The sequence below is a fragment of the Alteromonas sp. genome (assembly GCF_984505615.1).
Genome location: NZ_CFHOXV010000001.1, coordinates 281,421 through 307,141, shown reverse-complemented (window position 1 = coordinate 307,141; position 25,721 = coordinate 281,421). Strand labels below are relative to the sequence as shown.

Annotated in this window: 18 protein-coding genes; 13 read left to right on the top strand and 5 right to left on the bottom strand. The window is 50.9% G+C overall.

All coding sequences use genetic code 11. The annotated features are described in order from the left end of the window. Positions 1-123 precede the first annotated feature (123 nt). Entirely contained in the window at positions 124-1,455 is a 1,332-nt protein-coding gene (gene fucP / locus AC4PME_RS01245; protein WP_490709955.1) for an L-fucose:H+ symporter permease, read from the bottom strand. Between the two features lie 199 nt (positions 1,456-1,654). Between fucP and AC4PME_RS01240 the strand changes: the two genes are divergently transcribed. The 3 genes from AC4PME_RS01240 to AC4PME_RS01230 all read left to right on the top strand — a co-directional run bounded on the left by AC4PME_RS01240 (position 1,655) and on the right by AC4PME_RS01230 (position 5,333). Next, positions 1,655-2,854, top strand: coding sequence for an ROK family transcriptional regulator (locus tag AC4PME_RS01240; protein ID WP_491044461.1), 1,200 nt, complete (start codon positions 1,655-1,657; stop codon positions 2,852-2,854). Positions 2,855-2,990: 136 nt separating this feature from the next. After that, complete coding sequence (locus AC4PME_RS01235) at positions 2,991-4,331, top strand: carbohydrate porin (RefSeq protein ID WP_491044462.1); 1,341 nt, start codon at positions 2,991-2,993, stop codon at positions 4,329-4,331. A 39-nt stretch (positions 4,332-4,370) separates the two neighbouring features. After that, the gene (locus tag AC4PME_RS01230) at positions 4,371-5,333 is read left to right on the top strand and encodes a carbohydrate kinase family protein (RefSeq protein WP_119502440.1); all 963 of its coding nucleotides are present in this window, start codon (positions 4,371-4,373) and stop codon (positions 5,331-5,333) included. 56 nt (positions 5,334-5,389) lie between these two features. On the opposite strand, the gene AC4PME_RS01225 is transcribed toward AC4PME_RS01230, so the two are convergent. Both AC4PME_RS01225 and AC4PME_RS01220 read right to left on the bottom strand, forming a co-directional pair. Continuing rightward, positions 5,390-6,262 (bottom strand): 5'-methylthioadenosine/S-adenosylhomocysteine nucleosidase, encoded by an 873-nt coding sequence (locus tag AC4PME_RS01225; protein ID WP_119502439.1) that lies wholly within the window; start codon positions 6,260-6,262, stop codon positions 5,390-5,392. Positions 6,263-6,403: 141 nt separating this feature from the next. Beyond that, positions 6,404-8,290 carry a bifunctional sugar phosphate isomerase/epimerase/4-hydroxyphenylpyruvate dioxygenase family protein gene (locus tag AC4PME_RS01220; protein WP_491044463.1) on the bottom strand — a complete coding sequence of 629 codons (1,887 nt, stop codon included), beginning with the start codon at positions 8,288-8,290 and terminating at the stop codon, positions 6,404-6,406. Positions 8,291-8,435: 145 nt separating this feature from the next. Here AC4PME_RS01220 and AC4PME_RS01215 point away from each other — a divergent pair, with 145 nt between their 5' ends. From AC4PME_RS01215 to aroQ, 3 genes are all read left to right on the top strand, one after another. After that, a complete protein-coding gene (locus tag AC4PME_RS01215; protein WP_070124774.1) occupies positions 8,436-9,341 on the top strand; it encodes a LysR family transcriptional regulator in 906 nt (301 codons plus the stop codon). A 111-nt stretch (positions 9,342-9,452) separates the two neighbouring features. Beyond that, positions 9,453-10,787 carry an MFS transporter gene (locus AC4PME_RS01210; protein ID WP_491044464.1) on the top strand — a complete coding sequence of 445 codons (1,335 nt, stop codon included), beginning with the start codon at positions 9,453-9,455 and terminating at the stop codon, positions 10,785-10,787. Positions 10,788-10,849: 62 nt separating this feature from the next. Next, the gene (gene aroQ, locus AC4PME_RS01205; protein WP_491044465.1) at positions 10,850-11,278 is read left to right on the top strand and encodes a type II 3-dehydroquinate dehydratase; all 429 of its coding nucleotides are present in this window, start codon (positions 10,850-10,852) and stop codon (positions 11,276-11,278) included. Between the two features lie 27 nt (positions 11,279-11,305). On the opposite strand, the gene AC4PME_RS01200 is transcribed toward aroQ, so the two are convergent. Together AC4PME_RS01200 and AC4PME_RS01195 are read right to left on the bottom strand one after the other, a co-directional pair. Further along, the gene (locus AC4PME_RS01200; RefSeq protein ID WP_491044466.1) at positions 11,306-11,722 is read right to left on the bottom strand and encodes a Dabb family protein; all 417 of its coding nucleotides are present in this window, start codon (positions 11,720-11,722) and stop codon (positions 11,306-11,308) included. Between the two features lie 201 nt (positions 11,723-11,923). Continuing rightward, positions 11,924-12,766 (bottom strand): shikimate dehydrogenase family protein, encoded by an 843-nt coding sequence (locus AC4PME_RS01195; protein WP_491044467.1) that lies wholly within the window; start codon positions 12,764-12,766, stop codon positions 11,924-11,926. 450 nt (positions 12,767-13,216) lie between these two features. Between AC4PME_RS01195 and AC4PME_RS01190 the strand changes: the two genes are divergently transcribed. From AC4PME_RS01190 to AC4PME_RS01160, 7 genes are all read left to right on the top strand, one after another. Continuing rightward, entirely contained in the window at positions 13,217-16,084 is a 2,868-nt protein-coding gene (locus AC4PME_RS01190) for a TonB-dependent receptor domain-containing protein (RefSeq protein ID WP_491044468.1), read from the top strand. Between the two features lie 151 nt (positions 16,085-16,235). Continuing rightward, the gene (locus AC4PME_RS01185; protein WP_491044469.1) at positions 16,236-17,336 is read left to right on the top strand and encodes an alpha/beta hydrolase; all 1,101 of its coding nucleotides are present in this window, start codon (positions 16,236-16,238) and stop codon (positions 17,334-17,336) included. A gap of 3 nt (positions 17,337-17,339) precedes the next feature. After that, positions 17,340-19,058 (top strand): carboxylesterase/lipase family protein, encoded by a 1,719-nt coding sequence (locus AC4PME_RS01180; protein WP_491044470.1) that lies wholly within the window; start codon positions 17,340-17,342, stop codon positions 19,056-19,058. Positions 19,059-19,310: 252 nt separating this feature from the next. After that, on the top strand, positions 19,311-21,521 hold the full coding sequence (locus tag AC4PME_RS01175) for a TonB-dependent receptor (protein ID WP_491044471.1): 2,211 nt from the start codon (positions 19,311-19,313) through the stop codon (positions 21,519-21,521). A gap of 51 nt (positions 21,522-21,572) precedes the next feature. Next, positions 21,573-23,150, top strand: a complete 1,578-nt coding sequence (locus AC4PME_RS01170) for a tannase/feruloyl esterase family alpha/beta hydrolase (protein WP_491044472.1) — start codon at positions 21,573-21,575, stop codon at positions 23,148-23,150. Positions 23,151-23,180: 30 nt separating this feature from the next. Further along, positions 23,181-24,212, top strand: coding sequence for an AraC family transcriptional regulator (locus tag AC4PME_RS01165; RefSeq protein ID WP_491044473.1), 1,032 nt, complete (start codon positions 23,181-23,183; stop codon positions 24,210-24,212). 167 nt (positions 24,213-24,379) lie between these two features. Next, entirely contained in the window at positions 24,380-25,717 is a 1,338-nt protein-coding gene (locus tag AC4PME_RS01160) for an MFS transporter (RefSeq protein ID WP_491044474.1), read from the top strand. Positions 25,718-25,721: the final 4 nt, after the last annotated feature.

The following is a 25,721-nucleotide window of genomic DNA, read 5'->3' as shown; positions in this document are numbered from 1 at the left end:
GTATTACAGTGTAGTACATTATGTGAAAAAGAGTCCACACATGCATTATTTATCGAAAATTGCCCGCAAAAAAAGGCGACAACTGTCGCCTTTCTACATACCTTTATTAATCACCTGAACCAGCTACTTCGCCATTAACTGATCGTCTGACGCAACTTTTTCAGAACCGTCGGAGTGGGCAACCCGTGTAGGGTGTGACTTGATATCGAACAATCCGTATCCGGCGACCAGCAGGAAGCAGATAGCAGGAACGATATATGACACAACGATACCGGATGAATCAATAAGTGCAGCCTGGAACAGCGGCAGAATTGCACCGCCGAGGATAGCCATGACCAGGCCAGCAGCGCCCAGTTTGGTGTCTTCGCCCAGTCCGTCCAGTGCGATACCGTAAATCGTCGGGAACATTAAAGACAAACAGGCAGAGATTGATACCAGTGAAATGACGCCGATGAAATCCGGTGACTGAGTCATGATGATACACAGGCCTGCGGCGACTAGTGACATGATCATCAGCAGGCGGGCAGGATAAAGGAACTGCATCAGCCAGGTCATCACAAAACGGGAGATCAGAAACACAATCATGCTGTACTGCAGAATTTGTCCGCCATCTACTTCGTTACCGCCCACGGCTTTCATGGCGTACTGGATTGTGAAAGTCCATACACAGGTTTGCGCGCCGACATTAAAGAACTGAGCCAGCACACCTAAACGATAGTGACGGTTACCCAGCAAACGTTTCAGTGATGCGCCCAGCTGCACATTTTCACTGCGGGATTCTGTGGACTCGTTCACCGGCGTTTTAATACATGCAATGGCAATCCATACCAGCACCAGTACGCAGGCCATGCCTACGTAAGGCAACATAACGGCGTCGAGCTCAGCGCCAATCACCGATTTTAATTCTGCAACCGACATAGCCGCCCGCTCTTCCGCTGAAGCCTGATTCAGGTTGGGTAAAATAAGGGTTGCTGCCAGGAAAACCCCTAAGTTTGTACCCACTGGGTTAAACGCCTGGGCAAGGTTTAAGCGGCGGGTAGCGCTTTTTTCGCATCCCATGGCCATAACATAAGGGTTGGCAGAGGTTTCCAGAATCGACAGACCGCCGGCAAGAACAAACAGAGCCGCCAGAAAGAAGCCGTAAGTCATGGTCTGGCTGGCGGGGTAGAACAGGAACGCACCGGTGGCAGCACAGCCAAGGCCTGTTAACACACCTGTTTTGTAGGAAAATCGTTTGTTAATGAATGCTGCGGGAATTGCCAGACAAAAGTAAGCGCCGTAATAGGCGAACTGCACCAGTGCAGACTGTAATGACGACATGGTAAATATTTTACTGAATACCTTTACCAGCGGGTCCGTCATGTTGGCGGCAACGCCCCAGGCTGCAAAGCAGATGGTGAGCAAAATGAATGGGACAAGCGTTTCTTTAGAAACCAGTGGCGCGCGTTTTTGCACGGTCATTCCTCAGCATGTAAACAATTAGTTAAGCGATTTAAACAACAAAAATTTTATGTGTCAATAAATCAACATAATTTATTTAATTGTTTTTCTTTCTTTGGAATGACTTTCAGGAGGCATTTTGCCAGGGGACTAGGCAGCAGGGAATGGAAGGACTACTATACGTTGTTGATTTAATGAAAATAAGATGTCCCATATGCCTGCAAATTCTTCCGGCCAGCAAGTTGAACCCCATGGATTCTGGCAAAAAAGCACCCCGCTGAAAGGCCAGTCAGGTCTGCGGGCACTGAACGAACGCCGCATTCTGACGCTGATCCGTCAGCATCAGGAATTGCCCAAAGCCCGTATTGCCAATGAAACAGGCCTGTCAGCCCAGGCCGCCACCGTCATAATCAATAAACTGGAAGAAGACGGGCTTTTGTTGCGGGGGGAACCCCAAAGAGGTAAGCGCGGACAACCCACCGTACCCTTCTCCCTTAAGGCCGACGGGGCTTTCGGGGTCGGTATCAAAATTGGTCGCCGGAGTATTCAGATCACCCTTATCGATTTTTGCGGCAAAGTACGCTCGTCACTTCGGGAGCAGTGGGACTATCCGGCCGTGGACGCCATGATCCGCTTCGCAGAAAAGGGGATACGGGCCATGTTATCTACTTTAAGTGACGGGGAAAAACTGCGTGTGAGCGGGGTGGGTGTTGCCATGCCATTTGAAATCTGGCGCTGGAGCGAGCAGGCCGGCGCGCCGGAAGAGGCATTGTCAGAATGGCAGGACTTTGATGTTCCTGCTGCCATTCAAAAGATCACCGATTTGCCAGTTTATCTGTGCAACGATGACACCGCAGCCTGTGCTGCCGAACTCTGGTTTGGCGAACACCGGGATCTCAATGATTACCTGTATTGCTTTGTCGGCACCTTCATCGGTGGCGGTATGGTACTGAACCGGCAGTTACATACCGGTCGTCACGGTAATGCCGGTGCGGTGGGCTCTCTGCCTTATCCGGGCAGTCTTGCCGGCGGCCAGCTTCTTGATGTGGCATCAATATACTTGCTGGAGAAAACCCTGAAAGAGGCGGGGCAGGACACGGCATTCCTGCATGGAAGGCAACAAGTATGGCCTGAAGATGTGCCCGGGATCAGCGAATGGCTGGACTCTGTGGCTACCGGCATTGTGCACAGTGCCATGAGTGCCCATGCCTTCCTTGACCTTGATGCGGTGATTATTGAAGGCGCTCTGCCGGACAATATCAAAGCAGAATTGCTCAGTCGCTGCGGGCACCTGTTACAGTCTGCTGACTTCCGGGGATTATCTTCGTTAACCTTACGCGGAGGCTCGGTCGGGGCGGATGCGCAGTCCTTTGGCAGCGCCAATTTGCCCTTACTCGCGCAGTACAGTCTTTAACAATTCGTCAATAATTATTAAATAAATATAGTTGATTTAATAGTTCGGCTGCATTAAATTGCGTCTCCTTGAAGTCACTGTTAACACGGTGTGATCGTGTTGTGGATTGAAATCACACTTTGCCAGGGGATGCTGCATGCGTTTTTTACCTTCATTGATATCTGAAATTTCCTCCCGTGAACCGCTGATGACAAAGGTGTCTCAGGCCGGTTCAACCTGTGGTGCAACCATCGCTCTGCTTCTTGCCTCCGGGCAGGTCAATGCACAGGAAATGCCTGAGTACGTTAATTTTCAGGCCAGCTATACCGGCGAAGCGGCAGCGAATGTGAATGGCGGCGAACAGCGGGGCAGCGCCTATGCAGGACAGCTTTTTGTGGGGGCAGATTTCGACATGGAGAAGGCATCTGACTGGAAAGACACCACAATCCATGTGGCAGTGACAAACCGTCACGGACAAAACCTAGCACCAAAATACATTGGTAACAGTACATCAGTGCAGGAAATTTATGGCGGACAGAACAGCCGTCTGGCCCGTTTTACCGTAGAAAAACACTTTCTTGACGGGCAACTTCAGGTTGAAGCCGGCCGCACTGTCGCCAACATCAGTTTTCTGGGTTCCGAACTGTGTCAGTATTTTCAGACCAACTCTGCGTGCGGCAATCCCACATTCGTGTTTCGTACCAGTAACTTTACCTGGTGGCCGGTGTCCAGCTGGGGCGGTCATGCTAAATTCTGGCTGAACGACAAAACCTATTTCCATGCCGGTGTTTACGAAGAAAATACTCCTCACCAGGCGTCAGACGATCATGGCCTGGACTGGGGAGTTGAAGATTCTACCGGGGTGGTGGTACCTGTCACGCTGGGGTATCAGACTACATGGGACAATGATGACTATCCGCGCCGCTATGAAGTGGGTGGCTGGTATGACGGTGCTGATTATACCGACCCGTCAAAAGACGAGAACGGTGATTATGCCGCATTGAGCGGAAATGATTACGCCACCCGCAATGGTCGTTCCGGTGTATTTGCAAGATTTGAACAAACCGTGTTGAGACCCGATCTGAACTCGCAGCGCAGCGTCACCTTGTTTGGTGCTGTGCTGACCGGCACCTCCGGTGAATTGATTGAAGATTTTTATTTTAAGGCCGGTTTTGTGAAGCGGGGGACATTCCCGGGCCGCGATAAAGATACGGTCGCCTTTGTGTATACAGAGCAACATTACAGCCATGACGCCATTGAAGACCAGTTTATTTTGCGCAACCTTAACGAAGGTTCAGGCCGTCCCGCCAGTATGCAGGCGATGATGGAGCTGAGTTACGGCATTCATGTGAACGACAACATCCGCATTCAGCCCAACATCCATTACATCGTTAATCCCGATCAGTTTGGCGACAAAGCCAGACAGGAAGACTTAAGTGATGCCGTGGTGCTGGGGCTGCGCTTTGATATCAATCTCGCAGGTTTGCTTTTTCAGTAAGCCGGTTTATCTGTTGCACAATCAGTGAGGAGAATGCAAATGCAAGTGTTATGCATGGGAGAAGCCTTAATCGACATGCTGTCTGACAAGGGACAGCCCGGAATTACAGACGCAACGGAAAGCTTCAGAAAATTTGCCGGTGGCGCACCTGCGAATGTGGCTGTTGCAGTTGCCAAACTGGGTGGCGAAAGCTATCTGTTCGGTAAGCTGGGGAAAGATCAGTTTGGTCATTACCTGCACCGTACACTGGAAGCCCTGGAGGTGAATACCGCTTTTACCACGTATTCTGAAAAAGGAAAAACCGCTCTGGCTTTTGTCGGCCTTGATGCCGACGGTGAAAGATCTTTCGATTTTTATATCGACAATGCAGCCCATACTGATATCTCAGAAGCGGATCTGGTACCTGCATTATTTGAGAAACCCCGCATTGTCAGTTTCTGCTCGGGTTCAGTGAGCACGCCGGATTTACGCCAGGTTACCTTGTCTGCCATTGACGGATTCAAAGCGGCAGGCAGCATTCTGTGTCTGGATATTAATTTACGTCCTGCATTCTGGGCTGAGCCTTCCCTGGCACCGTATTTTATTGATGAAACGGCTAAACAGGTGGATGTGATAAAAGCCAGTAAAGAGGAACTCATTGAACTGTATGGCGAGTCGAATATCGACGGGCAGATTCAGAGCTGGATGGACAGCGGTGTGTCGCTGGTATTGGTTACGGATGGGGCAAATCCGGTGGCTTTTTACAGTCACGACACCAACGGTATTTATCCTACGCCACCTGTCAGTGCAGTAGATACCACAGCAGCCGGTGATGCCTTTGTGGGCGGGTTCTTATTCACGTTAGCAGAAGAAGTGCAGGATAAAGCGTCTTTTGTGGCCTGGGCAGGCAACTTTGAAAGCATTATGTCTTCTCTGCGTTTTGCTACCCGCTGCGGCGCCCATGCGGTATCAAAGTACGGTGCGTTTGATGCGTTGCCCTCGCGCAGTGATATCGATTTTTAAATAATCCGGCATTACTGAAAAGAGCCGCAACAACCTGCGGCTCAGAAACAGTCTGCTTATTTCGCCTCTAATGATGCGATGTAATGGGTAACGAGGTCACGGACAAACTGCTGACAGTCCTTAGCCGTTGACGGATCGTAGTGTCCGCCGTTAGTCAGGTTGTTTGATAACACCCGCACTCCCAGAAACGGTACATCATACGCGTGAGCAATCTGTGCCGCTGCGACGGTTTCCATTTCCTCTGTACTGGTACCGAAATTTTCATGGAGCCAGGCAATTCTGTCTAACTCGTTATTCCAGAAATTTGCGCTGGCGATAGTGCCTTCCGTCACTTTTCCCCGTTTGTATTGACCGCTTACTGCATGGGCGGATGCCAGCAGTTTACTGTCACCCACATAATAGCGGATCCTCTCTGATTTCTTTGCTGACTCCCCTTCACCGGCACTGCCTGACGAGGCCAGTAGGTCCATAGGCTTCCAGCTTAATGGCGCTGAGCCTTCACCCTTTTCCCTGAAAGGGGTTTTAAAATTCCCTGCGTTCAGTGCACGTTTGCCGAGCACAATATCCCCGACCTGCAAAGCCGGATCGTGACCGCCTGAAGTGCCCTGATTAATAATGGCTACAGGATGATACCGGGTGATGCCTACCGCTGTGGCCGCAGCGGTATTCTCAAGACCTTTGCCGGTTTGTGCGACCACAACAGGGTAGTTATTCAGTAAACCTTTATAGAAGGTGGTGGTGCCTGATTTCTCAATGGTGACGCCGGTGAGAAGACTGGCAAAATATTCAGCTTCAATGGGCATCGGCCCCTGAATCATTACCGGTGCGCGATAAGGCGTGGTGGTTTCTATATTCGCGGCGCTGAATTCGCCGGCGCAAATCATCCGGCTGAACAAACAAAAGATTAAAAAGAGAAAAGCAGTTTTCATGGGGAGCTGGTTTCCGGTTTGAAAGTCATAAACGCTATGTTACAGCAAATTGCGTCAGCAAGTTCAGGTGCGGAAATATGGCTATGTTAAATGAAAAAGGGGTCGCCTGATGGCAGCCCCTTTACAGCTGTTATGCGTTACTCATTCCGGTGCGGCCTGTTTCATTCTGGCACGGGTCTGGGCGGCAATACGCACATGGGCATTGGCTTCGCCATAGTTGCCATACTGATGACGCTGGACAATTTCAAAAAATAATCCGTTAACGTCAATGGTGTAGCAATGCAGGAAATAACCTGTGGGACTTTCGTCATACAGCAAATTGTACTGACGCATTTTTTGTGACAGTTCCGGCGTTAAGTCGAAACGTGCCTCAAGATCATCGTAGTAGTTTTCCGGAATATCCAGAATGTACTTCTGATCCACATGCTCTGTGTAACTGAGTATGTCATCACAATGAATAGCGATGTGCTGCACGCCGGAGCCGCCGTGTCTGCGGCGGAATTGTTCTGTTGAAGAGTTACCGCTGCGCGACATATTAAAGGGCAGGCGGATCTTCTTATTCTGGCTGGTCGCTGTGCGGCTGACAATCAGGCCGTAGGGGTCGATAAGATCCTGTGGTTGATCAACATTCAGGCCAAACAGTACGCGGTAAAACAGCGATGTAGATAAAAATTCTGACTCAGAAATACCACTGGTGATATGGTCAACCCGCATAGGGGCCTGGCAGGGCGGGGCGCTGGTTTCCAGCGGCATAAAATCAACGTCGTAGAAACGGCGGTGTTTGTCGGGGGATTCCACAAAGTACACCAGCTCGCCGTTCATGCCCCGGATGCCCGGGATCTGCATTTCCTGCGGCCGTGCTTCGGTTTCAAAACGGGGGTATTTAAAGTAGCTGGCCCGTGACACCATATTCTGCGCATTGTCTGTGCGGTATCCCACGGCGCACACAGAAGTGCCGTGAACCAGAAAGTGGTTCTGGGCAAAGCTGTCCGGCTCCTGATTCAGGATGAAGTTCACATTCTGGCAGCGGAACAGGGCAACATCCTTGCTTTTATGCTGGTGGGTTTGCTGGAAACCCAGCGCGCTGATCAACTCTAAAAAGGTGTCCCGCGCACTGCCGGCAGTGGCAAATTCAATGAACTCCACATCAGTCACTGAAGCCTGAGGTGGCGCGATGGCCTTTTCGGCTATCTCCGGCGCTACGATATCCGGTGCCCGTCCGGCCATTTCATTTTCCAGCCAGAGCAAAGAACGCTTGCCGTCGAGCGCCGTGTCCTGGGTGGGCGTAGAGCGGAATTCATCGTTAAAAATTTCATGAGAAACATAGCCGTCGTAGCCGGTCTTCGCCACTTCCTGCATAAACTCCACCACCGGAAACTGGCCTTGTCCCGGGAAGCAACGGAAGTGCCGGCTCCATTGCAGTACATCCAGTTTGAGCCAGGGCGCATCGGCAATTTGCACAAGCGTGATTTTATCGCCGGGGATTTCTGCGATGGCAGACAGGTCGCGACCCCGCGCAAAAATATGAAAACTGTCGAGAATAATGCCCAGGTTAGGGTGATCAGCCTGTTTCACAATATCCCAGGCCGCGGTGAAATCGGCGGTGTAACGGCCCCAGGCCAGCGCTTCGTAACCTAACCTGATGCCACGGGCTGCGGCACTGTCAGCCAGGCGGTTAAACTGCTCTGCGGCCAGGGCAGGGTTGTCCACACAGGCCGGCGACACGTTTGAGCAAATCAGCAACGTGTCGGTGTTTAACTCTGCCATGGTATCGAATTTTCTTTCCGCCCGGTCGTAGTTTTTCTTCATGTTCTGGCGGGGCATGCACTCAAAATCCCTGAAAGGCTGCAGCGCAATAATATCGATATTGTTGTCTTCTGCTATTCGCCGGACAACGGCCGGAGAAGCATCGTACAGCAGCAAATCGTTTTCAAAAATTTCGATGCCGCGGAATCCGGCAGCGGCAGCAGCTTCAATTTTCTGTTTCAGGTTACCTGACAGGCATACTGAGGCGATAGAGTGTTTCATAAATAATCCGGCACTTCATAGACAGAGACAATTTTTCAGCATTCATGTTAAAAATGGTTTTCGCGCTTGTAAAAGATCTGCTTGTCCGTACCGTATAACTTCATGTTAATCTGTGTCGCTTAAGTAACCTGTAAGGAGTGACGAAGTGAATTTGAATTTTCGTCAGTTAGAAGTATTCAGAGCTGTGATGATTGCCAAGACAATCAGCGGTGCTGCGGAAATATTGAATGTGTCTCAACCCGGTATCAGCCGGTTGCTTAAGTACATGGAATACAAGATGGGCATAGCCCTGTTCGAGCGAAGTAAAGGGCGATTGATCCCCACACCGGAAGGGCTGGAACTGTTTCGTGAAGTCGAACCAATCTACCAGCGTATTGAAGGGCTGGAGGATACCATCGGACGTATTATCCGCGGGGATAATCTGCAATTTCACATAGGCTGCACGCCCAGCCTGTCCAATGTGGTCGCCCCCTGGCTGTTTGCTGAAATTAAAAAAGTCATGCCGGATGTCATGCTTAAACTGGAGACCCTGCCCAACGAGGCCATGGCTGAATATGTAAGTCAGCGGCGCATTGACTTTGCTATCGCTCTCGGGGAAGTCAGCCATCCGCTGGTTCAGGCCGACCCTTCCACCCATCTGCGTCTGCAGGTGGTGCTGCCGGAAGATCATCCGCTGGCATCCCGCGAACAGCTTACATTTGAAGATATCGCCGGCCATCCCATCGTCAATTATTTCCCTGAAACCCTGTTAGGTCAGGCAATCCGCGATGGCTTTGAAGAAATTGGCAAAGAGCCACAGACCGCGGTGATGGTGCGCTATGCGGACGATGCCTGTGCCATGGCTGAGCAGCGTCTGGGATTAACCGTTGCGCTGGAATATACCGCTATTCCGGGACGGTATCCCGGCCTGGTATCTGTGCCCTTGGGTGATGTCAGGCAATCCATATACTTTGTTCGCCATAATGAAGTGTCTATGTCTAACCACTTACGCAATTGTTTTGAGACGGCGCAGAGCAAGCTCGCGGAGATCCACACCAGCCTGTTAACTTAAAGTTATAGTGTACCGACGTCAGAGTAATTGTAACTCTGAGCTGAATACTTAGGATAACAACACGGTTTAACGAAATATTAATCAAAAATAAACATTTGGGAATCGGTCCTTATGTCTGTAGTTACGAATGATTATGAGCAAAGTGTGACGCATCTTCGCGGCGTGCTCGAAAATAACAAAATGGCGCCTCTTCAAATTCTTGTTGTCATGATTTGTTTTACCCTGAATATGATTGATGGCATGGACGTGGTGTTGATGTCTTACACCGCACCGGTGCTGGCACAGGAGTGGAGCATTGAGCCCGCTGTACTTGGTGCCGTGTTCAGTGCCGCCCTCATCGGTATGACTCTCGGAAGTTTATTCATTGCTCCTTATGCTGATGTGATTGGCCGGCGCAAGATGATTCTGTTTGCCGTGACCACCATTGGTGCCGGCATGTTGTTTTCCGGCTGGTCACAGTCTTTGCCCCAGTTGGTGGCTGCCAGAGTAGTGACCGGGCTTGGAGTAGGCGCAATACTGGCAAGTATGGCTACCATGACCAGTGAATTTGCCACCCGTGAACGGCGGAATCTTTGTGTATCCTTTCTGCAGGCAGGATATCCCATCGGTGCGGTGGCAACAGGATTCGCCTCAGCCTGGTTGATCCCTGAATTTGGCTGGCGGGTAATGTTTGAAATTTCGGGTGTTGTCACTTTGCTGATGGTGCCGGTGGTGTATTTCTTCATGCCTGAGTCGCCGGAGTTCCTGCTCAAGCGTCAGCCGGGCAATGCGCTTGATAACATCAACCGTATTCTGGTGAAACTCAAGGCGGCTCCCCTTGCCACTTTGCCGGCCGCGCCGGCAGACAGTGCACGCACATCGGTGAAAAAGCTGTTTACTGACGGGCGGGCCAGACCCACGTTATTGCTGTGGGGCGGCGTATTCTTCGGTTTCTTCACACTGTATTTCATTATCAGCTGGATCCCTAAAATTGCCGTGGATGCCGGTTTGCCGCTGGAGCAGGGCATCTTTGCCGGTGCGGCTTATAATCTGGGATCATTCACCGGCAGCATTTTGCTTGGCTGGATTTCCGTACGGTTCGGCTTACAGAAAATGATTTTTACATTCTTCGTACTGGCTGCCGTCACCCTGATGGTATTCGGCAATGTCTCTATGGGCGTATCAATGATTCTGCTCACTGCTTATATCCTCGGGGTTACACTGAATGGTGGCTTCAACGGCTTCTGGCCAACGTCGGCCAGACTCTATCCCACTGAGATCCGGGCCACCGGTGTGGGCTGGGCTGTAGGGGCAGGGCGCGCCGGTGCGGTGATCGGGCCCTTCGCCGGTGGTTACTTATTGCAATCCGGTGCCGGACTTTCTACCACCTTTATTGTGTTCACTATTCCTGTTGTGCTGGCCGGGTTGCTGACACTGCTGATCAAAGACAGCGATTTCGCAAACTGACGAAACCGGACCTTTCTGTTGCCGGAGCACTCGTGTTCCGGCGTCTTCTACAGGAGAAACTTATGAAAATATTGCTGCTTAACGGCCCGAACCTGAATATGTTAGGTATGCGGGAGCCGGAAAAATATGGCAATGCCACATTACAGGATATTGTGTCGGAGCTGACCGTTTACGCGGAAGAGAAAGGCGTGGCACTGTCACATTTTCAGTCGAATTGTGAAGGTAGGCTGATAGATACTATTCACGCTGGCAGACAACAATATCAGCGTATTATTATAAACCCCGGGGCGTTAGGGCATACCAGTATTGCGCTGCGGGATGCGTTGCTGAGCTGCGAAGTGCCCTTCACCGAAGTGCACCTCACTAATATCCACGCCAGAGAACCTTTCCGTCACCACACTTATTTATCTGATGTGGCTACCGGAGTGATTGCCGGTTTCGGGGCTGCGGGTTACCGCCTGGCACTGGATGCTGCGGTAGCGTCAGCGTGAGTTATGCCGGCTGCGTACCGGCTTAAATCAGGCTGACAGGGAGTCACGCACCACAACACGTTCCCACAGGTGCTCACATTCTTCTACGAACTTCAGATGAACAGGATGGGTTTGATACGCGTCCTGATCTACCACAGAGTTGAACATCATCAATTCAGACACGTGAAAACTATTGTCGATAACATCCCGCTTCAGAGTAGAGGCCGGTACACCTACGTGCAGCGCCTGAACCTGAGGAATTGCCTGAAGAGATTTCAGACCTTTAATCAGTTTCGCTTTATCTTCCGCTGAGTCAGGATTTGCCAGCCAGAAATACACCATGTGAAGTACAGGCGCATCCAGTGAGCAGTCTGATGATGCAGCCTGCGCAGAAGCGGGCAGGGCCGCGGCGGCAGCCAGTGCGCCGGCGGTGGTCATAAATTGTCTGCGGGTAGAGTCCGTCATTGTTAATCCTTGTAAATTTTCAGGCAAAGTGTCATTGAGTGTAAAGGCGGCAACCATGCCATGCAATCATCCTGTGAACACAAAGCAGTCAGAAGGCAGGTTTACCGGGACAGACGGAAGATGCACGCTTGAAGAGGGGGATGAGCGCTTCATAAAAAAGCCGGCGCAGAGGCCGGCATGACAGCGACCGGGAGTGTTACTCTAATCCAGCCAGCTCAATGCTTCGTTAATGAGGGCAGGCGTGGCGGCTATGCTGGCATCGAAGAACAGGTTGTACGCATCAATCCCCTGAAAAATCCATAAATCGAAACCGGATACACACTGTAAGCCTGCGGTTTCACACGCTTTGATGAAGTCTGTTTTCAATGGCACATACACGGCATCAAAGGCCCATTCCGGAGAGGACAGGGCGGTTAAATCAAACGGTGTACCGGGCTTACCGTACATGCCCAGCGCCGTGCAGTTCACCAGACCATCTACCTTGTTTTGCAACACCTTAACTTCATCCGGCGTTATCGCACTGGCGGAATGTCCGTGTTTAACCAGCAAATCAGCCATGGTCTGCGCGGCTGTGGTATTAATATCACTGATATAAAGATGATCTGCCCCAAGTTCTGTCAGCGCAAACATAATGGCTCTGCCCACCCCGCCTGCACCGCAAACCAGTACTTTGCCCGGAGATTTGTCGCCACGGCGGTACAGATAGCCTTGCTTAAATCCGCTGTAGTCGGTGTTGGCCCCCAGGATGCCATCTTCTGTGAACCTCAGGGTGTTGTAAGAGCCAATTTTTTCATGACCCTCTGCCAGCGGGCTTTTCACTAGCGGATACACTGACTGCTTATAAGGGTGGGTCACATTGATGCCGTGGTAGCCTTCAGCGATCAGACGTTTTACGCAGTCCTCAGGATTAAAATCAGGCAATATTTCGCCATCAATTAAACCGTAATCAATACTGAGACCATTTTGCTGCGCCAGATACGCCTGCAATTTTCCCATTTTTGAGCGGCTGATGTGCGCGCCCATTAATGCCAACTTCGATGTCATTGTTTCACCAATCCTGTAACGCTGGTTACAAACTGAACTTGTTATGATTTTGTTATTAAATTACGTTTTGCGGGCTTCTGTAAATTATCTAAAGTTGTGATGACTATAACAATGGGTTAATTGCCCGGGGGCGGCTGAACCGTGGTCTGTTAGCCATAAGTCTAAGTTTGAGAATGATGTTGTGTTGTTTGATTCTGATTTATAAGCATTTATTTCCTCATTCTGACCTTTCTGTTTTTCTTTGTCACTGTCTTTGAACAGCTATTTCACTGATCTCAACGTTTTGAATTAACTGAAAGTTCTTTACATGGTTAACAAAATGTTATGCCTTGGTTATGTATTGGTAATTTTAAATTTGTAACAGCACCTGAATAATTACTTCGTCGTCGTCAACAGGTCGTTGCACACGCATTACTGTTAACACTCAATCTCTTAACAGGAGAAAGACCCGTGAAAAAAACAAATAACACAAAACAGCCTGTCACCCGGTTTAACCGCAAATTTCTGGCATCAGCCGTATTGCTGGCCATGTGCCCCGCTGTTGCTACTGCACAGGACAATGAGGCAGAACAATCTGCCGATGTAGAACAAATTGTTGTAACCGGCTCCCGTATTGCCCGCCGGGATGAAAGTGCGCCAAGCCCCATCATGACGGTGGGAGAGCAGTTTATTGAAGATACCGGTCAGGTGAATGTAGAAGCCACCATGAACGAAATGCCCCAGTTCACCCGCGATTCGTCAGGTGGCCAGGGTACCGGCGGCCGTGCGCTGCTGGACTTACGTGGTCTGGGCGCAACCCGTAACCTTATTCTGCTGGATGGACGCCGTCTGCCAATTTCAAGCTCCTCCGGTGTGGTAGATACCAATGTGTTACCTACCTCTGTTGTACGCGATGTGGAAGTGATTACCGGTGGTGCTTCGGCGGTATACGGTTCTGACGCGGTTTCAGGTGTTGTGAATTTTGTCACGCAACGGGGTGTTGAAGGCGTGAACGTGGATGTGCAGTACGGCAACTCCATGGAAAATGACTATGCCAGTTACAATGCCTCGGTAACTGCCGGTGCAGTCACAGAGAAGAGCAGCCTGTTTATCTCTGTCAGTTCTGCCCGTCAGGATGCACTGTACGGCAAAGACCGCTTTGATTTTTTCCAGTTGGGGATCCCTTCCTCTTATATCGGCACAGGTACCTTTGTCCCCTCTGCCACCAACCTGCCTGACCAGGCCGTGGTGGATGCCATGTTTGCCGGATACGGTTATGGTTCTGTGCCTAATAACAATAACCTGGGGTTCAATGATGACGGTTCGCTGTTCAGTCAGACCGGCGCCGTGAATTATATGGGCAGCGATGAGAGCGACTACCGCATTGTTAATGGCAACGTGCGTATGCCGGTACAGATCCAGGGCATGTTGCGTCCGCAAACCGACCGTAAAAACCTGTTTGCCCGCTTCGATTACGAGTTTTCTCCTGCCGTTACCGGTTATGCACAGGCGTTGTTTACTGACCATACGGCAGTCACTAACTCAGGTGGCACACTGACCCAGTTCGGTACGCCAACGATTCCGGTCACCAACCCGTTTATTCCTGACGATTTATCCACGTTACTGGCATCCCGTGCCGACCCGACGGCACCGTTTTCTTACAATGCCCGTTACGTGATGACACCTGCAAAAAGCTGGGATGAAAACTACGTGACCCAACAATACATTGTGGGCCTTGAAGGGGATACCGGATTCCGCGACTGGACGTTTGATGCCTGGGTGTCCTGGGACAATTCCAGACACAACCAGGTTCAGAACAATGCCGTGTTTCTCTCCCGTGTACAAACCTTGTTCAATGCTGCTGACGGTGGAGACAGTATTTGTGCCGGCGGGTATAACCCCTTTGGTCTGGCAAATGTGCTGAGTATGTCGGACGCCTGTCAGTCGTATATCAGTGGTGATACTCACAGCACTGAAGAGTTACAGCGTACCGCCTTTGATGTGGTGGTGCAGGGCAGCTTATTTGAACTGCCTGCCGGTGATGTGATGTTCTCGGCATCGGCGAACTACCGCAACGATGAGTATTATTTCAGTCCTGATAAGGCGCTGGCTGAACAGGATGTACAGGCAGTAATTGCGGCACAGCCATCTGCCGGTTCTTCAGATGTAACCGAGCTGGCGGCGGAGTTCATTATTCCGGTTACAGACTCGTTTGAAATCGGTACGGCCTACCGTATGTCTGACTACGAGTATTCAGGTACCGTGAATGCCTACAAGCTGGATGGTCTGTGGCATGCCACGGATGAAATTATGGTACGTGGTGGTTATCAGCGTGCTATCCGTGCGCCGAATATCAACGAACTGTTCAGCGCCGCCACCGGCAGCCAGGTCACGTTTGGTAATCCGCCGTCTGGTGGTGAGCCTTGCGATGTGCGCACCGCTGCGCGCGCAGCAGACACTAGCGGCGAGCTTCGTGGCCTGTGTGTCGCCATGGGGATCCCGGTTGAAACCGTAGACAACTATTTATTTCCCACTACAGCAACGGCAACGTTGAGTTCGGGCAACATCGAACTGCAACCGGAAACCGCTGATACCTACACGCTGGGTGCGGTATGGAATACAGAGTTTGGTTCAAATCAGACACTGGTGCTGTCGGCGGACTATTACTCCATCGAAATTGAAGATGTGATTTCTGCAGTTCCGGGGCTTACCGCTATCAATAAATGCTACAACCTTGATGGTTCCAACCCCACTTATTCAACAGACAATGCTTATTGTCAGTTGTTGTCGCGGGATCAGGACGGCTATCTGGAACTGGTAAGAACGCCTTACTTCAACCTTGGTCAACTGGCGACCGACGGTATGGATTTCCAGGTGAACTATAAGTTGTCTACCGGTGCCGGTGACTTCTCTGTGCACTCGGTTATCACCTATGTGAATTCTTATGAAGTGGTGACATTGCCGGGCGATGCAGGTGTGGATGAAGCGGGAACCATCGGGTTTATGACAACACCACGTCCTAAACTGCGGGCGCAAACCAGCTTCGGCTACGAAAAAGATGCTATGAGCCTGACCCTGCGCTGGCGCTTCACCGACAGCATGGATGACCGCAGCACGCTGACGAATACCGCCAGTACGGTACCGGGTGTACCAAGCTACAACAAGTTTGATTTGGTAGGACGCTATCGTCTCACCGAAAGCATCAATCTGCGTGGCGGTATCAGCAATCTGTTCGATAAAGATCCGCTGGTGGTGGCCGGAACACCCGGTATCACTGATAACGAAAGCTACGACATCGTTGGCCGTTCTTACTTTGTCGGTGCCACCATGTCCTTCTGACCCTGAAAAAGGCAGCGTTTAATCAGCGCTGCCTTTTTGCTTTCCAGGTTTTGTTTTATGCGAGGTTGGGATTGTTGTTCTCGCAGATGTGCCACTACCGGCAGAAGCGGTGTCTTCTCCGGTAGTGTTTTTTCATAACAAGGAGAACGAAATGAAAGTTTCTGTTATTCGTCATTTACCTGTGTTGCTTGCTCTGTTTACCGTAGTACCTGCAAAAGCCGCAGAGATGACAACGCAATTAGATACATCAGGCACTATCACTATTCATAACGCTTCAGTCCCGCTACCTGATGCCTTGAGTGAAGGTAGTCAGGCGGTATTGAAACGCAGCGGCGCAACCGAAGGGCCGGGTGCACCCATGCCACTGCCGTCTGATATCACCGATATCAAAGAAATCCGGAAAGTGTACAACAACAATCTGCAACCCTATGTAGATCATATGAAGTCGGTGTTTCCCGTAGACATTGAGGAAACCACGATTAACGGTATTTCTGCCGCTATTATTACGCCGAAAGGTGGCGTGTCTGAGAAGAATGCAAACCGGCTTATTCTGAACGGGCCGGGCGGGGGCTTTCGCACCGGCGTGAGAGCCAACGGTTTACTGATCAGTATTCCTGTTGCGGCACAAATGAAAGTGAAGGTGATATCTATTCTGTACCGGCAGGGTCCGGAACACCGTTTTCCTGCAGCCAGTGAAGACTTACTGAAAGTCTGGGATGTGGTGTCCAAAGAAGTGCCGCCTGAGAATATTGGTATGGTGGGATGTTCTGCCGGTGGCATGCTAGTGTCGCAAACCACAGCTATGTTAATTGACGCCGGACGGGCTGTTCCCGGTGCATTGGGCGTGTATTGCGCCGGATTAGGTATGACGCCGTCAGGCGATTCGGTGTTTACCGGTAAGCTGAGCATTACCAATATCGAAGCGGATATGAAGCCGGTTACTGCGCCAGCGCCGCGAGGCGGCATGTCTTACTTTGACGGTGTGGATACCACACAATTCATCGCAGCCCCGCTGAACGATGCAACTAAACTGGCACAGTTCCCGCCGGTACTGTTTTTTACAGGTACCCGGGATTTTCTGATGAGCGGCGCGGCCTACAGTCACCGTAAGTTACTGGCCGCCGGTGTGGAAAGCGATTTGCTTATTTATGATGGCCTGTACCATGGCTTTATGACCAATCCTGACTTTCCTGAATCTCAGGAAGGATATGCCATTGCTGCAGACTTCTTCGATAAGCATCTGGGGCAGTAGGGTATGTTTTCAATTCTCCCGTTAATAAAGATCACCAGGCGCACTCTCTCCCTTGTGGGGCGGCTGGCGCTGGCCGTTGTCATGGTAAGCGGTGCAGCATTGATAACCACGACTGTGGAGGCTGAGGTACCCGTGGTACACAAAGCCACAGATATCGTTGCAACGCAAAGCGGAAAACTGCAGGGTAAAGTGCTGCCATCAGGCGTACAGGCCTGGTTTGGTGTGCCATACGCGCAGGCACCACTGAGAGAACTGCGCTGGAAAGCACCGCAGCCGGTCAACTGGCAAGGATTGTTTCATGCTGACCGCATGGCCCCCCAGTGCATTCAGCCGTTGCGTAACAGCAACATTAATCACTACTTCAGCCACGAAGCCACCAGTGAAGATTGTTTGTACATGAATATCTGGGCACCTGAAGCGGCGAAGGCCGGTGACGGTTTGCCTGTGGTGGTATGGATCCACGGCGGAGGCTTCACCATCGGTTCGCCCTCCATGGCCATATGTGGCGGCGAACCGCTGGCAGAAAAAGGCGTGATCACCATCAGTATTGCCTATCGCCTGGGGATCTTAGGTTTCATGGCGCATCCTGAGTTAACCGCACAGTCGCCTGACGGCGCATCGGGCAACTACGGTTTGATGGATCAGCTTGCTGCACTACACTGGATAAAACAGAACATCCGTCAGTTCGGCGGCGATCCGGATAATGTGACTATTGCCGGTCAGTCTGCCGGTTCAGCGTCTGTCTCGTATTTACAGGTCAGCCCCCTTGGCAAAGGTTTAATCAGTAAAGTGGTGGGCATGAGCGGTTCGGCGTTTATGTTTCCCATGACATCCCGACAGGATGCTGAGCAAACAGGTGTAGCTATTCAGTCGCATTTTAAGGCTGAAAATATCAATGCACTGCGGCACACCTCTGCGGATCAGATATTAAAAGCACAGCGGGATTGTCAGTTGGGATGTTCCGGCAGCTTCAAGGCCGGGCCGGTTGTCGACGGGTACGTGCTGCCTGCTCAGCCTGCTACGTTATTTGCAGATAAAGCAGGCAGCGATATACCGGTTATGATCGGGTTTACCCGCGATGAAGGTTTCAGTCCGCTGGGCGGCGTAAAATCGAAAGCTGAATTAACCGCGCTGGTGAATCAACTTTATCCGGGCAAGGCGGATGAACTGCTTAACCGCTTTGCAATCAACACAGATGCAGAGGCAATCCGGGCCGGTAAAGATATGGCCAGAGACAGCACGCTGGGGCTGAGTATGTGGCGTTGGTCACAGGCCCAAACAGAATATCTGACATCGCCGGTATTCCCTTATGTGTTTGCACGAGTGCATCCGTATACGGCAGGCATCACCTTTGCCGATCACGACCCGAAGACGGCCGGTGTGTATCACACTGCTGATGTGCCTTACTGGCTGGGAACGCTGAGTGCCCTGAATATTTTCCGCGAAACCCGTACTTATACGGCCTTCGACCGTGCGCTCAGTGATGCCATGCAACAGGCCATCGTTTCATTTGCACGCACCGGTACGCCAGCCTTGCCGGATGGCAACACATGGACACCTTTCACTCCGGATTCGCCGGACGTGGTGATGTGGGGCAGTGGGAAAAGCATTTCCCAAACCGTGCCCTGGCCGAATGCTGAGGACATGACGTTCTATGCAGACAATCCGGTATTGATGACGCCGCCCGCAACGGCAAAAGAAGGGGCGAGAGCGAGAGATTAAATGAAATTGAAAAACAGCGGCAGATGCCGCTGTTCCTTTATTTATCCGGCGAATCATAAAATCAATTCCAACATTCAATTTCAAAAACTTGCCAAAAATCCCCCTTTGTCGTAATCGGCAAAGTTTTTAGTCGTAATATGCCATTCACGCGAGTGAAACAAAAAAATAACATTTGCTTGTTATTTGGTTTTTGACGGTTGTCTGTTTCCTGTTGACAGATCCCATCTTAAATAAGGCAAAAGGACTAAAAGCATGTACCTTCTGAACACTACAAAAATAAAATCGACCCGTAATCTGCTCAACCTTGCCGTTGTGGCGGGGCTGGCAGGTTTTACCAGTATTTCATTCGCTCAGGAAACAGATACCGCTTCAGATGCCGATGACGTGGAAGTCATCACGGTAAAATCCGAACGCAGAATTAAACGGGTACAGGATATTCCTACCTCAATGACCGTGCTGTCAGCAAAACAACTGGAGAAAAAAGCGGTGTCGCGTCTGGACGATCTGCCCTTTGCATCACCCGGATTAACCATCACTGATGCCGGGTTAACCCAGTCGGTGAATATCCGCGGTATTGGCCTGGCAAGTGGTGATCCCGACGTGACTAACGGTGTGGGTACCTACATTGACGGTTTGTTCCAACCGCCTATCGTGAGCACGCTGAATTTCTATGATGTGGCGAATATTCAGGTGCTGCGTGGTCCGCAGGGTACGTTTGCCGGTTCAAATTCAACGGGCGGTGCCATTATGGTGACTTCCCGCAGACCGGAAATCGGCGGTGATTTCGACGGCAACGTGATGCTGGGGATCGGTAATTATGCATCGCGCAATGCCCGCGCAGCGGTGAATCTGCCGGTATCGGATACCTTCGCCGCGCGGGTTGCGGTGAACTACAAAAACCGCGACAGTTTTTACAACAGCACAGGCAGCGTCGACACCGATGCGGGCAGTCTGGATGAAACTAGCGCGCGACTCGGTCTGGCCTGGTCACCCCTCGACAGCACTGACATATACGTAAAATACGAAACCTCAGATAAGTCTGCCGGCGGTTTTGCATACCGCCCCATCGAAGGCACAGCGTATTCTGAGGGGCGTACGGGCTCAATCAGGGATTTAGCCTACAACACACCATCGCAAAACGAGGAGTCGGCTGACAGCCTGTTACTGGATATCTCCCACCGGTTTGATAACGGACTGTCTGTGAAATGGTTAAGCGGCACGCAGGAAAAAGAGATTGATAATATTTATGACTACGATGCCACAGAGCTGGATGTGAGTACGCGCAGCCAGTTTGTAAAAGAAGATCAGGTGAGTCATGAGCTGAACTTGATTTCACCTGACGGCAAGGATTTTACCTGGGTTGCCGGTGCTTATTATCAGAAGAATGAAGTGCTGGTGGATATTGATAACGGCCCGTTCCCGGTAGAAATCGACATTCAGAATCAGAAAGTTATAAAAGGTGTATTCGGGCAGGTGAGTTACCGCTTCTCGGATCGCTGGCAAACCGAATTCGGACTACGTAAAGCCTGGTTTGAAGGCTCAGCCGACCCGCAAAGTGGCGTGGTGGTGGGCAGAGGTATCATCGCTCCGGATGGGGTGAAGGTAGCCACCATCTCCGGAAACTACGAAGATGATGATATTCTGGGCAAGGTATCGGTGAACTATACGCCTTCAAGAAATCACAGTTTCTATGGCTATATTGCCAGAGGGTACAAGCCCGGCGGTATTAATTCAGAAACCTCTGTGTTCGACAAAGAAACAGTGATATCCATTGAAGGTGGCTGGAAAGGACGCCTGTTTGACGATACGGTGAGTGCTTCGGTGGCAGTATTTAATAATGATTACAAAAACTTCCAGAACACGAATATTGATGTGACCACCGGCCGTTCAGATGTGTACAACATTGCTGATGCCAGTATCGCCGGGCTGGAGTTTGCGCTGGATATCTATCTTGATAACCTCACCATTGATTTCGCCGGCTCCTTCATTGACTCAGAAATGGAGCCCACTCAGCCAATTGTTAACACCCGTGAATCCGGTTCTCCGTCGTTGCCTCAGTGCAGCGCAGGACAGGATGCCAGCAGTGGAACATGCTTTGATTACACGCCGTTCCTGGTGGCTGCCGGCGCAGGTCCAAACCTGTATGCGCCGGAAAAGAGCTTTACCGTGGGTATTGAATATGCCATTGAATTATCTGATGGTGCATTACTGTCACCCAGATTAAATTACGCGTGGATAGATGAACAATGGACGAATCTGATTTACGACCCGGAAACTGATTTACTGGCCGACCGGGGACTGCTTTCCGCCATGGTAACCTACGAAACAGGAAACTGGCGTGTGAATGCATGGGGACGTAACTTAACAGACGAAGAGTATGTGTCCGGGCAGCAGCTCAGCAACAATACTGAATTCTATGGTGCACCCCGTACCTTTGGTATCGACGTCAATTATACATTTTAACTGTGTGCGGCAGTCATAGCGTGCTGCCGCAGCTTTTTGCGGAGGGATCGAATGAAATTTATGGTTAGCCTTGCGGCTGGTGCCGCATTGTTTTGCAACTTGCCTGCAGCAATAGCGGACAATGGCGTTGCCGGACAATTAAACGCCGGAACATGCGCTGCTTTGAAAGCGTCGCTGGTGTTGCCGGAAGGTGTATCGTTAACGTCAGTTAAAGCGGTGACGTCGGTATCGGCACTTGAATCACAATTACAACCGGCGCAGGCAAAGGCTTTTGTGCCTTACTGTCAGATCACCGGTGAGTTTGAAAAACGCAAGGGCGTAAAGGGGAAAGACTACGCAATTGGTTTTGGTTTGAACTTGCCTTTTGACTGGAATGGCCGGTTTCTGTTTCAGGGCGGTGGCGGCTTAAACGGCCTGATCCGCGAACCCTTAGGGGCGCTGGCTGCCGGTGATACGCCTGCGCTGTTCCGTGGCTTTGCCGTCGCCAGTACAGACAGCGGGCACCAGTCTGATACAGTGTTCGATCCTTTATTTTTTGAAGATCAGCAGGCGTTACTTAACTTTTACTCCGGTGCTGTGTCGAAAACCGCAAAGCTGGTTTCACAGTTGATCACCGGAGTGTATTCGCAGCCGGCGCAGACCAATTATTTTGTCGGGTGTTCAACAGGCGGGCGTGAAGCTATGACCATGTCGCAACGCTTCCCTGATTTATTTGATGGTATTATTGCAGGTGCACCGGCCAGACAAACGAATTACTCAGAAATTGCAGATTTGTATGTGGCGAAAACATTACGTGCACTGAGTGGAAACAATCAGCCTCCTTTCAGTGACAAGAAACAAAAAGCCATTGAGCAGGCACTGCTGGCGCAATGTGATGGTTTGGACGGCCGTGAAGATGGATTGATTTTTGCGGTGGAGCAGTGTGGATTTGACCCCGGTAAAATGATTTGCGACGGGCAACAGCACAGTGATTCCTGTTTAACAACAGAGGAAGCCGAAGGTCTGGTGACAGCATTTAACGGTCCTGTAGACAGCAACGGTAATAACGTGTATCCGGGATTTTTCTTTGATACCGGCATCGACGATAAACCGGCACGTTCTGCTCCGGGGTTACTGTCTGCTCAGCCTGGTCCATTAGGGCGGGCCCGCATTGATGAGCCGTTTGATATTGACCGGGAACTGGCCATCGCTGACGGATTTCCCCTGGAGCCCGGCAATGCCACGCTGACCAACTTGTCGACCTTCGTTGTTGAAGAAAACAAACTGATGTTCTTCCATGGTGTCAGCGATCCCTGGTTTTCGGCCAAAGATACCTTAGGCTATTTCAACGACATGGTGGCGCAAAACGGTGGCTATGAACAGGTCAGCCACTGGTCACAGTTTTACTTTGTTCCGGGAATGGGTCATTGTCGTGGCGGTGAACAGGCGCTGGATCAGTTCGATATGCTTACTTCACTGGTAGACTGGGTTGAAAAAGGCGACAAGCCTGACTCCGTTGTTGCCTGGGGTGAGAGCATGCCAGAGGAACCCCGTCCCCTTTGTCCGTATCCGTCGGTAACCACCTATAAAGGGGAAGGCGACGTGAGTGATGCAGACAGTTACGTGTGTAAAACACCTGAAAGTCACTAAAGCTGAAGGCCACCAGAGAAGGTTTTGCCGGTGAAAAGACATTTTGAGTATGGCAGTGCATCGAATCACTACGTCACAGCGCTCTATCATGCTGCGGCAGAGCGCGGCGTAGACAGTGCACGCCTGCTTGAATTAACCGGCTTAACGGAATCTGTGGTTGATAAACCGGATCAGCGGGTGCCGGCTGAAAAGCTGGCGCTTTTTCAAAAGCTTATCTGGGACGACCTCGGTGATGAAAGTATGGGGTTGTCCGGCTACCGGCTGAAGTCCGGCTCCTACTACATGATGGGGCAGCTGACGGTTCAGAAGTCGTCGCTGGGGCAGGCGCTGGCCTTGGGGGCACGCTTTTATAATCTGCTCACAGATGATGATTTTATCACCCTTCACAAAGATAAAGACGTTGTCCGGCTGGTCATCAGGCCCACGGAAATCCACCTTGATCCGGACCATCTTTTTGCTGAAATTTGTTTGCTGGCCTGGCACCGCTATGCGTCCTGGCTGATTTCTGACATTCTTCCTCTAACGGAAACCCGCTTTCCCTATCCGCCGCCTAACCATATTGGCGAGTATCATTATTTATTTCCCGGCGTTCACCGGTTTAACCATACTGAACTTGCTTTAGTTTTCCCTGTCCACTATCTGGAGCGGCCGGTAAAGCAAAACGCAGCGTCGTTAAAGGCGTTCATGTCCCGCTGTCCTCTCGAGTTATTTCGTCAATATAAAGCTGATTACAGCCTGGCGACAGAACTCAAGCTTATTTTGAGTAAAGCCATGTCGAATGGCACTGGCACAATAGAACATTGTGCAGACAAGTTGCACATGACAACCCGTACTCTGATGCGCAAACTGAAAGACGAAGGCACCTCATTTCAGCAATTGAAAGATGTGGTAAGAAGGGATAAGGCCATATTTTTTCTTGGACAGCAGGGATTACGTATCAATGAAGTGGCAGAAAAAGTTGGTTATTCCGACCCTGCCGTTTTCACCAGAGCCTTCCGGAACTGGACCGGACAGTCGCCCCGAGACTTCAGACAACAGCTTCTGACTGACAGCGAAGCTTAATATTCTTTGCATAAAATATAGAGTGTCACTTTTTGCAAAGTAATTAGTCACTTTATGCCATTCTCAGAATGTGTTTAATTGTTAATATCATGTTTAACGATTACACAAGTCATTTACGCGTGACGCCTTATTTTCTTTTTGCGTAAGTGACTTAGAGGATGGTCACTATGTCTTTAACCGCAATTCTTGATGATTCCAAACTGAGCCCTGTGCAGTGGGTGGCAATTATCATTTGTATCTCTCTAAATGCGCTGGATGGCTTTGATGTTCTGGCTATCAGCTTTGCTTCGCCGGGAATTGCGGCAGAGTGGGGGATTAACCGTGCCGAACTGGGTGTGGTGCTGGCCATGGAGCTGGTGGGTATGGCCTTCGGTTCTATTTTTCTGGGCGGCATTGCCGATAAGTTTGGCCGCAAACCCACGATACAGTTTTGTCTGGTGCTGATGACCGCTGGCATGTTTGGTGCGGCATTTGTCGATAGCGTAATGACACTGTTGATCATCCGCTTCATTACCGGTTTGGGAATTGGCGGTATGCTGGCTTCTACAAACGCCATGGTATCGGAATTTGCGAATAAGAAAAGCCGTAACCTTTGCGTCATTATCATGGCCACCGGCTATCCCATCGGCGCAGTGCTTGGCGGCAGTATTGCCTCTATGCTACTGGAAACTCACACCTGGCGTGCCGTATTTATTTTCGGCGGCAGCATTACCGGCCTGTTTATGCTGGTGGTGGCGTTCTGGCTGCCGGAATCGCTGCTGTACATGGTTAATCATCCGAAAGAAAACACGCTGGACAAAGTGAATCACATGCTCGCGCGCATGAAAAAGCCTCTGCTGGATGCATTGCCCGCGCCGGCTATATCAGCCAAAAAATCCAGTTACAGCACCCTGTTTTCGCCTGAAATGCGCAAGCTCACGCTGCTGTTAATGGTGGCGTACTTTGCACAAATCATGACGTTCTATTTCATTCTCAAGTGGATCCCGAAAATTGTGGTGGACATGGGCTTTGGTGCTGCACAGGCCGGTCAGGTTCTGGTGTGGGCAAACCTGGGCGGTGCGGTAGGTGCCATCTTACTGGGACTGCTTACCAGCAAGCTGAATTTGCGCCTCACCATGATACCGGTACTCATTCTGGCTTTCGTGATGGTGTCGGTATTCGGCATTGGCTACAGCGACTTAAGCACGCTGGCGCTGGTTTCCGCAGCAACAGGGTTTTTCACTAATGCCGGTGTTGTCGGGCTTTACGGACTGATGGCACAGGCTTTCCCCGCAAACGTGCGGGCAAGCGGCACGGGCGTGGTTATTGGCATCGGACGCGGTGGTGCGGCGTTGAGCCCGGTGGTTGCCGGACTACTTTTCACAAATGGTGTCAGCCTGCAGGGTGTTGCCATTGCCATGGGCACCGGCGCGCTGGTAGCCACACTGGCGATATATTTCTTAAACAACAAACAGGGCGGACGGGGAACAGCAACGCATTCTTCTTTGTCTGCCGTCACAAAATAACTAA

Coding starts and splice junctions, on each gene's coding strand:
- AC4PME_RS01210 (WP_491044464.1), top strand. CDS start 9,453: ATGTCTGTAGTTACGAATGATTATGAGCAAAGTGTGACGCATCTTCGC.
- AC4PME_RS01180 (WP_491044470.1), top strand. CDS start 17,340: ATGTTTTCAATTCTCCCGTTAATAAAGATCACCAGGCGCACTCTCTCC.
- AC4PME_RS01230 (WP_119502440.1), top strand. CDS start 4,371: ATGCAAGTGTTATGCATGGGAGAAGCCTTAATCGACATGCTGTCTGAC.
- AC4PME_RS01220 (WP_491044463.1), bottom strand. CDS start 8,290: ATGAAACACTCTATCGCCTCAGTATGCCTGTCAGGTAACCTGAAACAG.
- AC4PME_RS01160 (WP_491044474.1), top strand. CDS start 24,380: ATGTCTTTAACCGCAATTCTTGATGATTCCAAACTGAGCCCTGTGCAG.
- AC4PME_RS01170 (WP_491044472.1), top strand. CDS start 21,573: ATGAAATTTATGGTTAGCCTTGCGGCTGGTGCCGCATTGTTTTGCAAC.
- AC4PME_RS01195 (WP_491044467.1), bottom strand. CDS start 12,766: ATGACATCGAAGTTGGCATTAATGGGCGCGCACATCAGCCGCTCAAAA.
- AC4PME_RS01235 (WP_491044462.1), top strand. CDS start 2,991: ATGCGTTTTTTACCTTCATTGATATCTGAAATTTCCTCCCGTGAACCG.
- AC4PME_RS01175 (WP_491044471.1), top strand. CDS start 19,311: ATGTACCTTCTGAACACTACAAAAATAAAATCGACCCGTAATCTGCTC.
- AC4PME_RS01225 (WP_119502439.1), bottom strand. CDS start 6,262: ATGAAAACTGCTTTTCTCTTTTTAATCTTTTGTTTGTTCAGCCGGATG.
- AC4PME_RS01240 (WP_491044461.1), top strand. CDS start 1,655: ATGCCTGCAAATTCTTCCGGCCAGCAAGTTGAACCCCATGGATTCTGG.
- AC4PME_RS01185 (WP_491044469.1), top strand. CDS start 16,236: ATGAAAGTTTCTGTTATTCGTCATTTACCTGTGTTGCTTGCTCTGTTT.
- AC4PME_RS01200 (WP_491044466.1), bottom strand. CDS start 11,722: ATGACGGACTCTACCCGCAGACAATTTATGACCACCGCCGGCGCACTG.
- aroQ (WP_491044465.1), top strand. CDS start 10,850: ATGAAAATATTGCTGCTTAACGGCCCGAACCTGAATATGTTAGGTATG.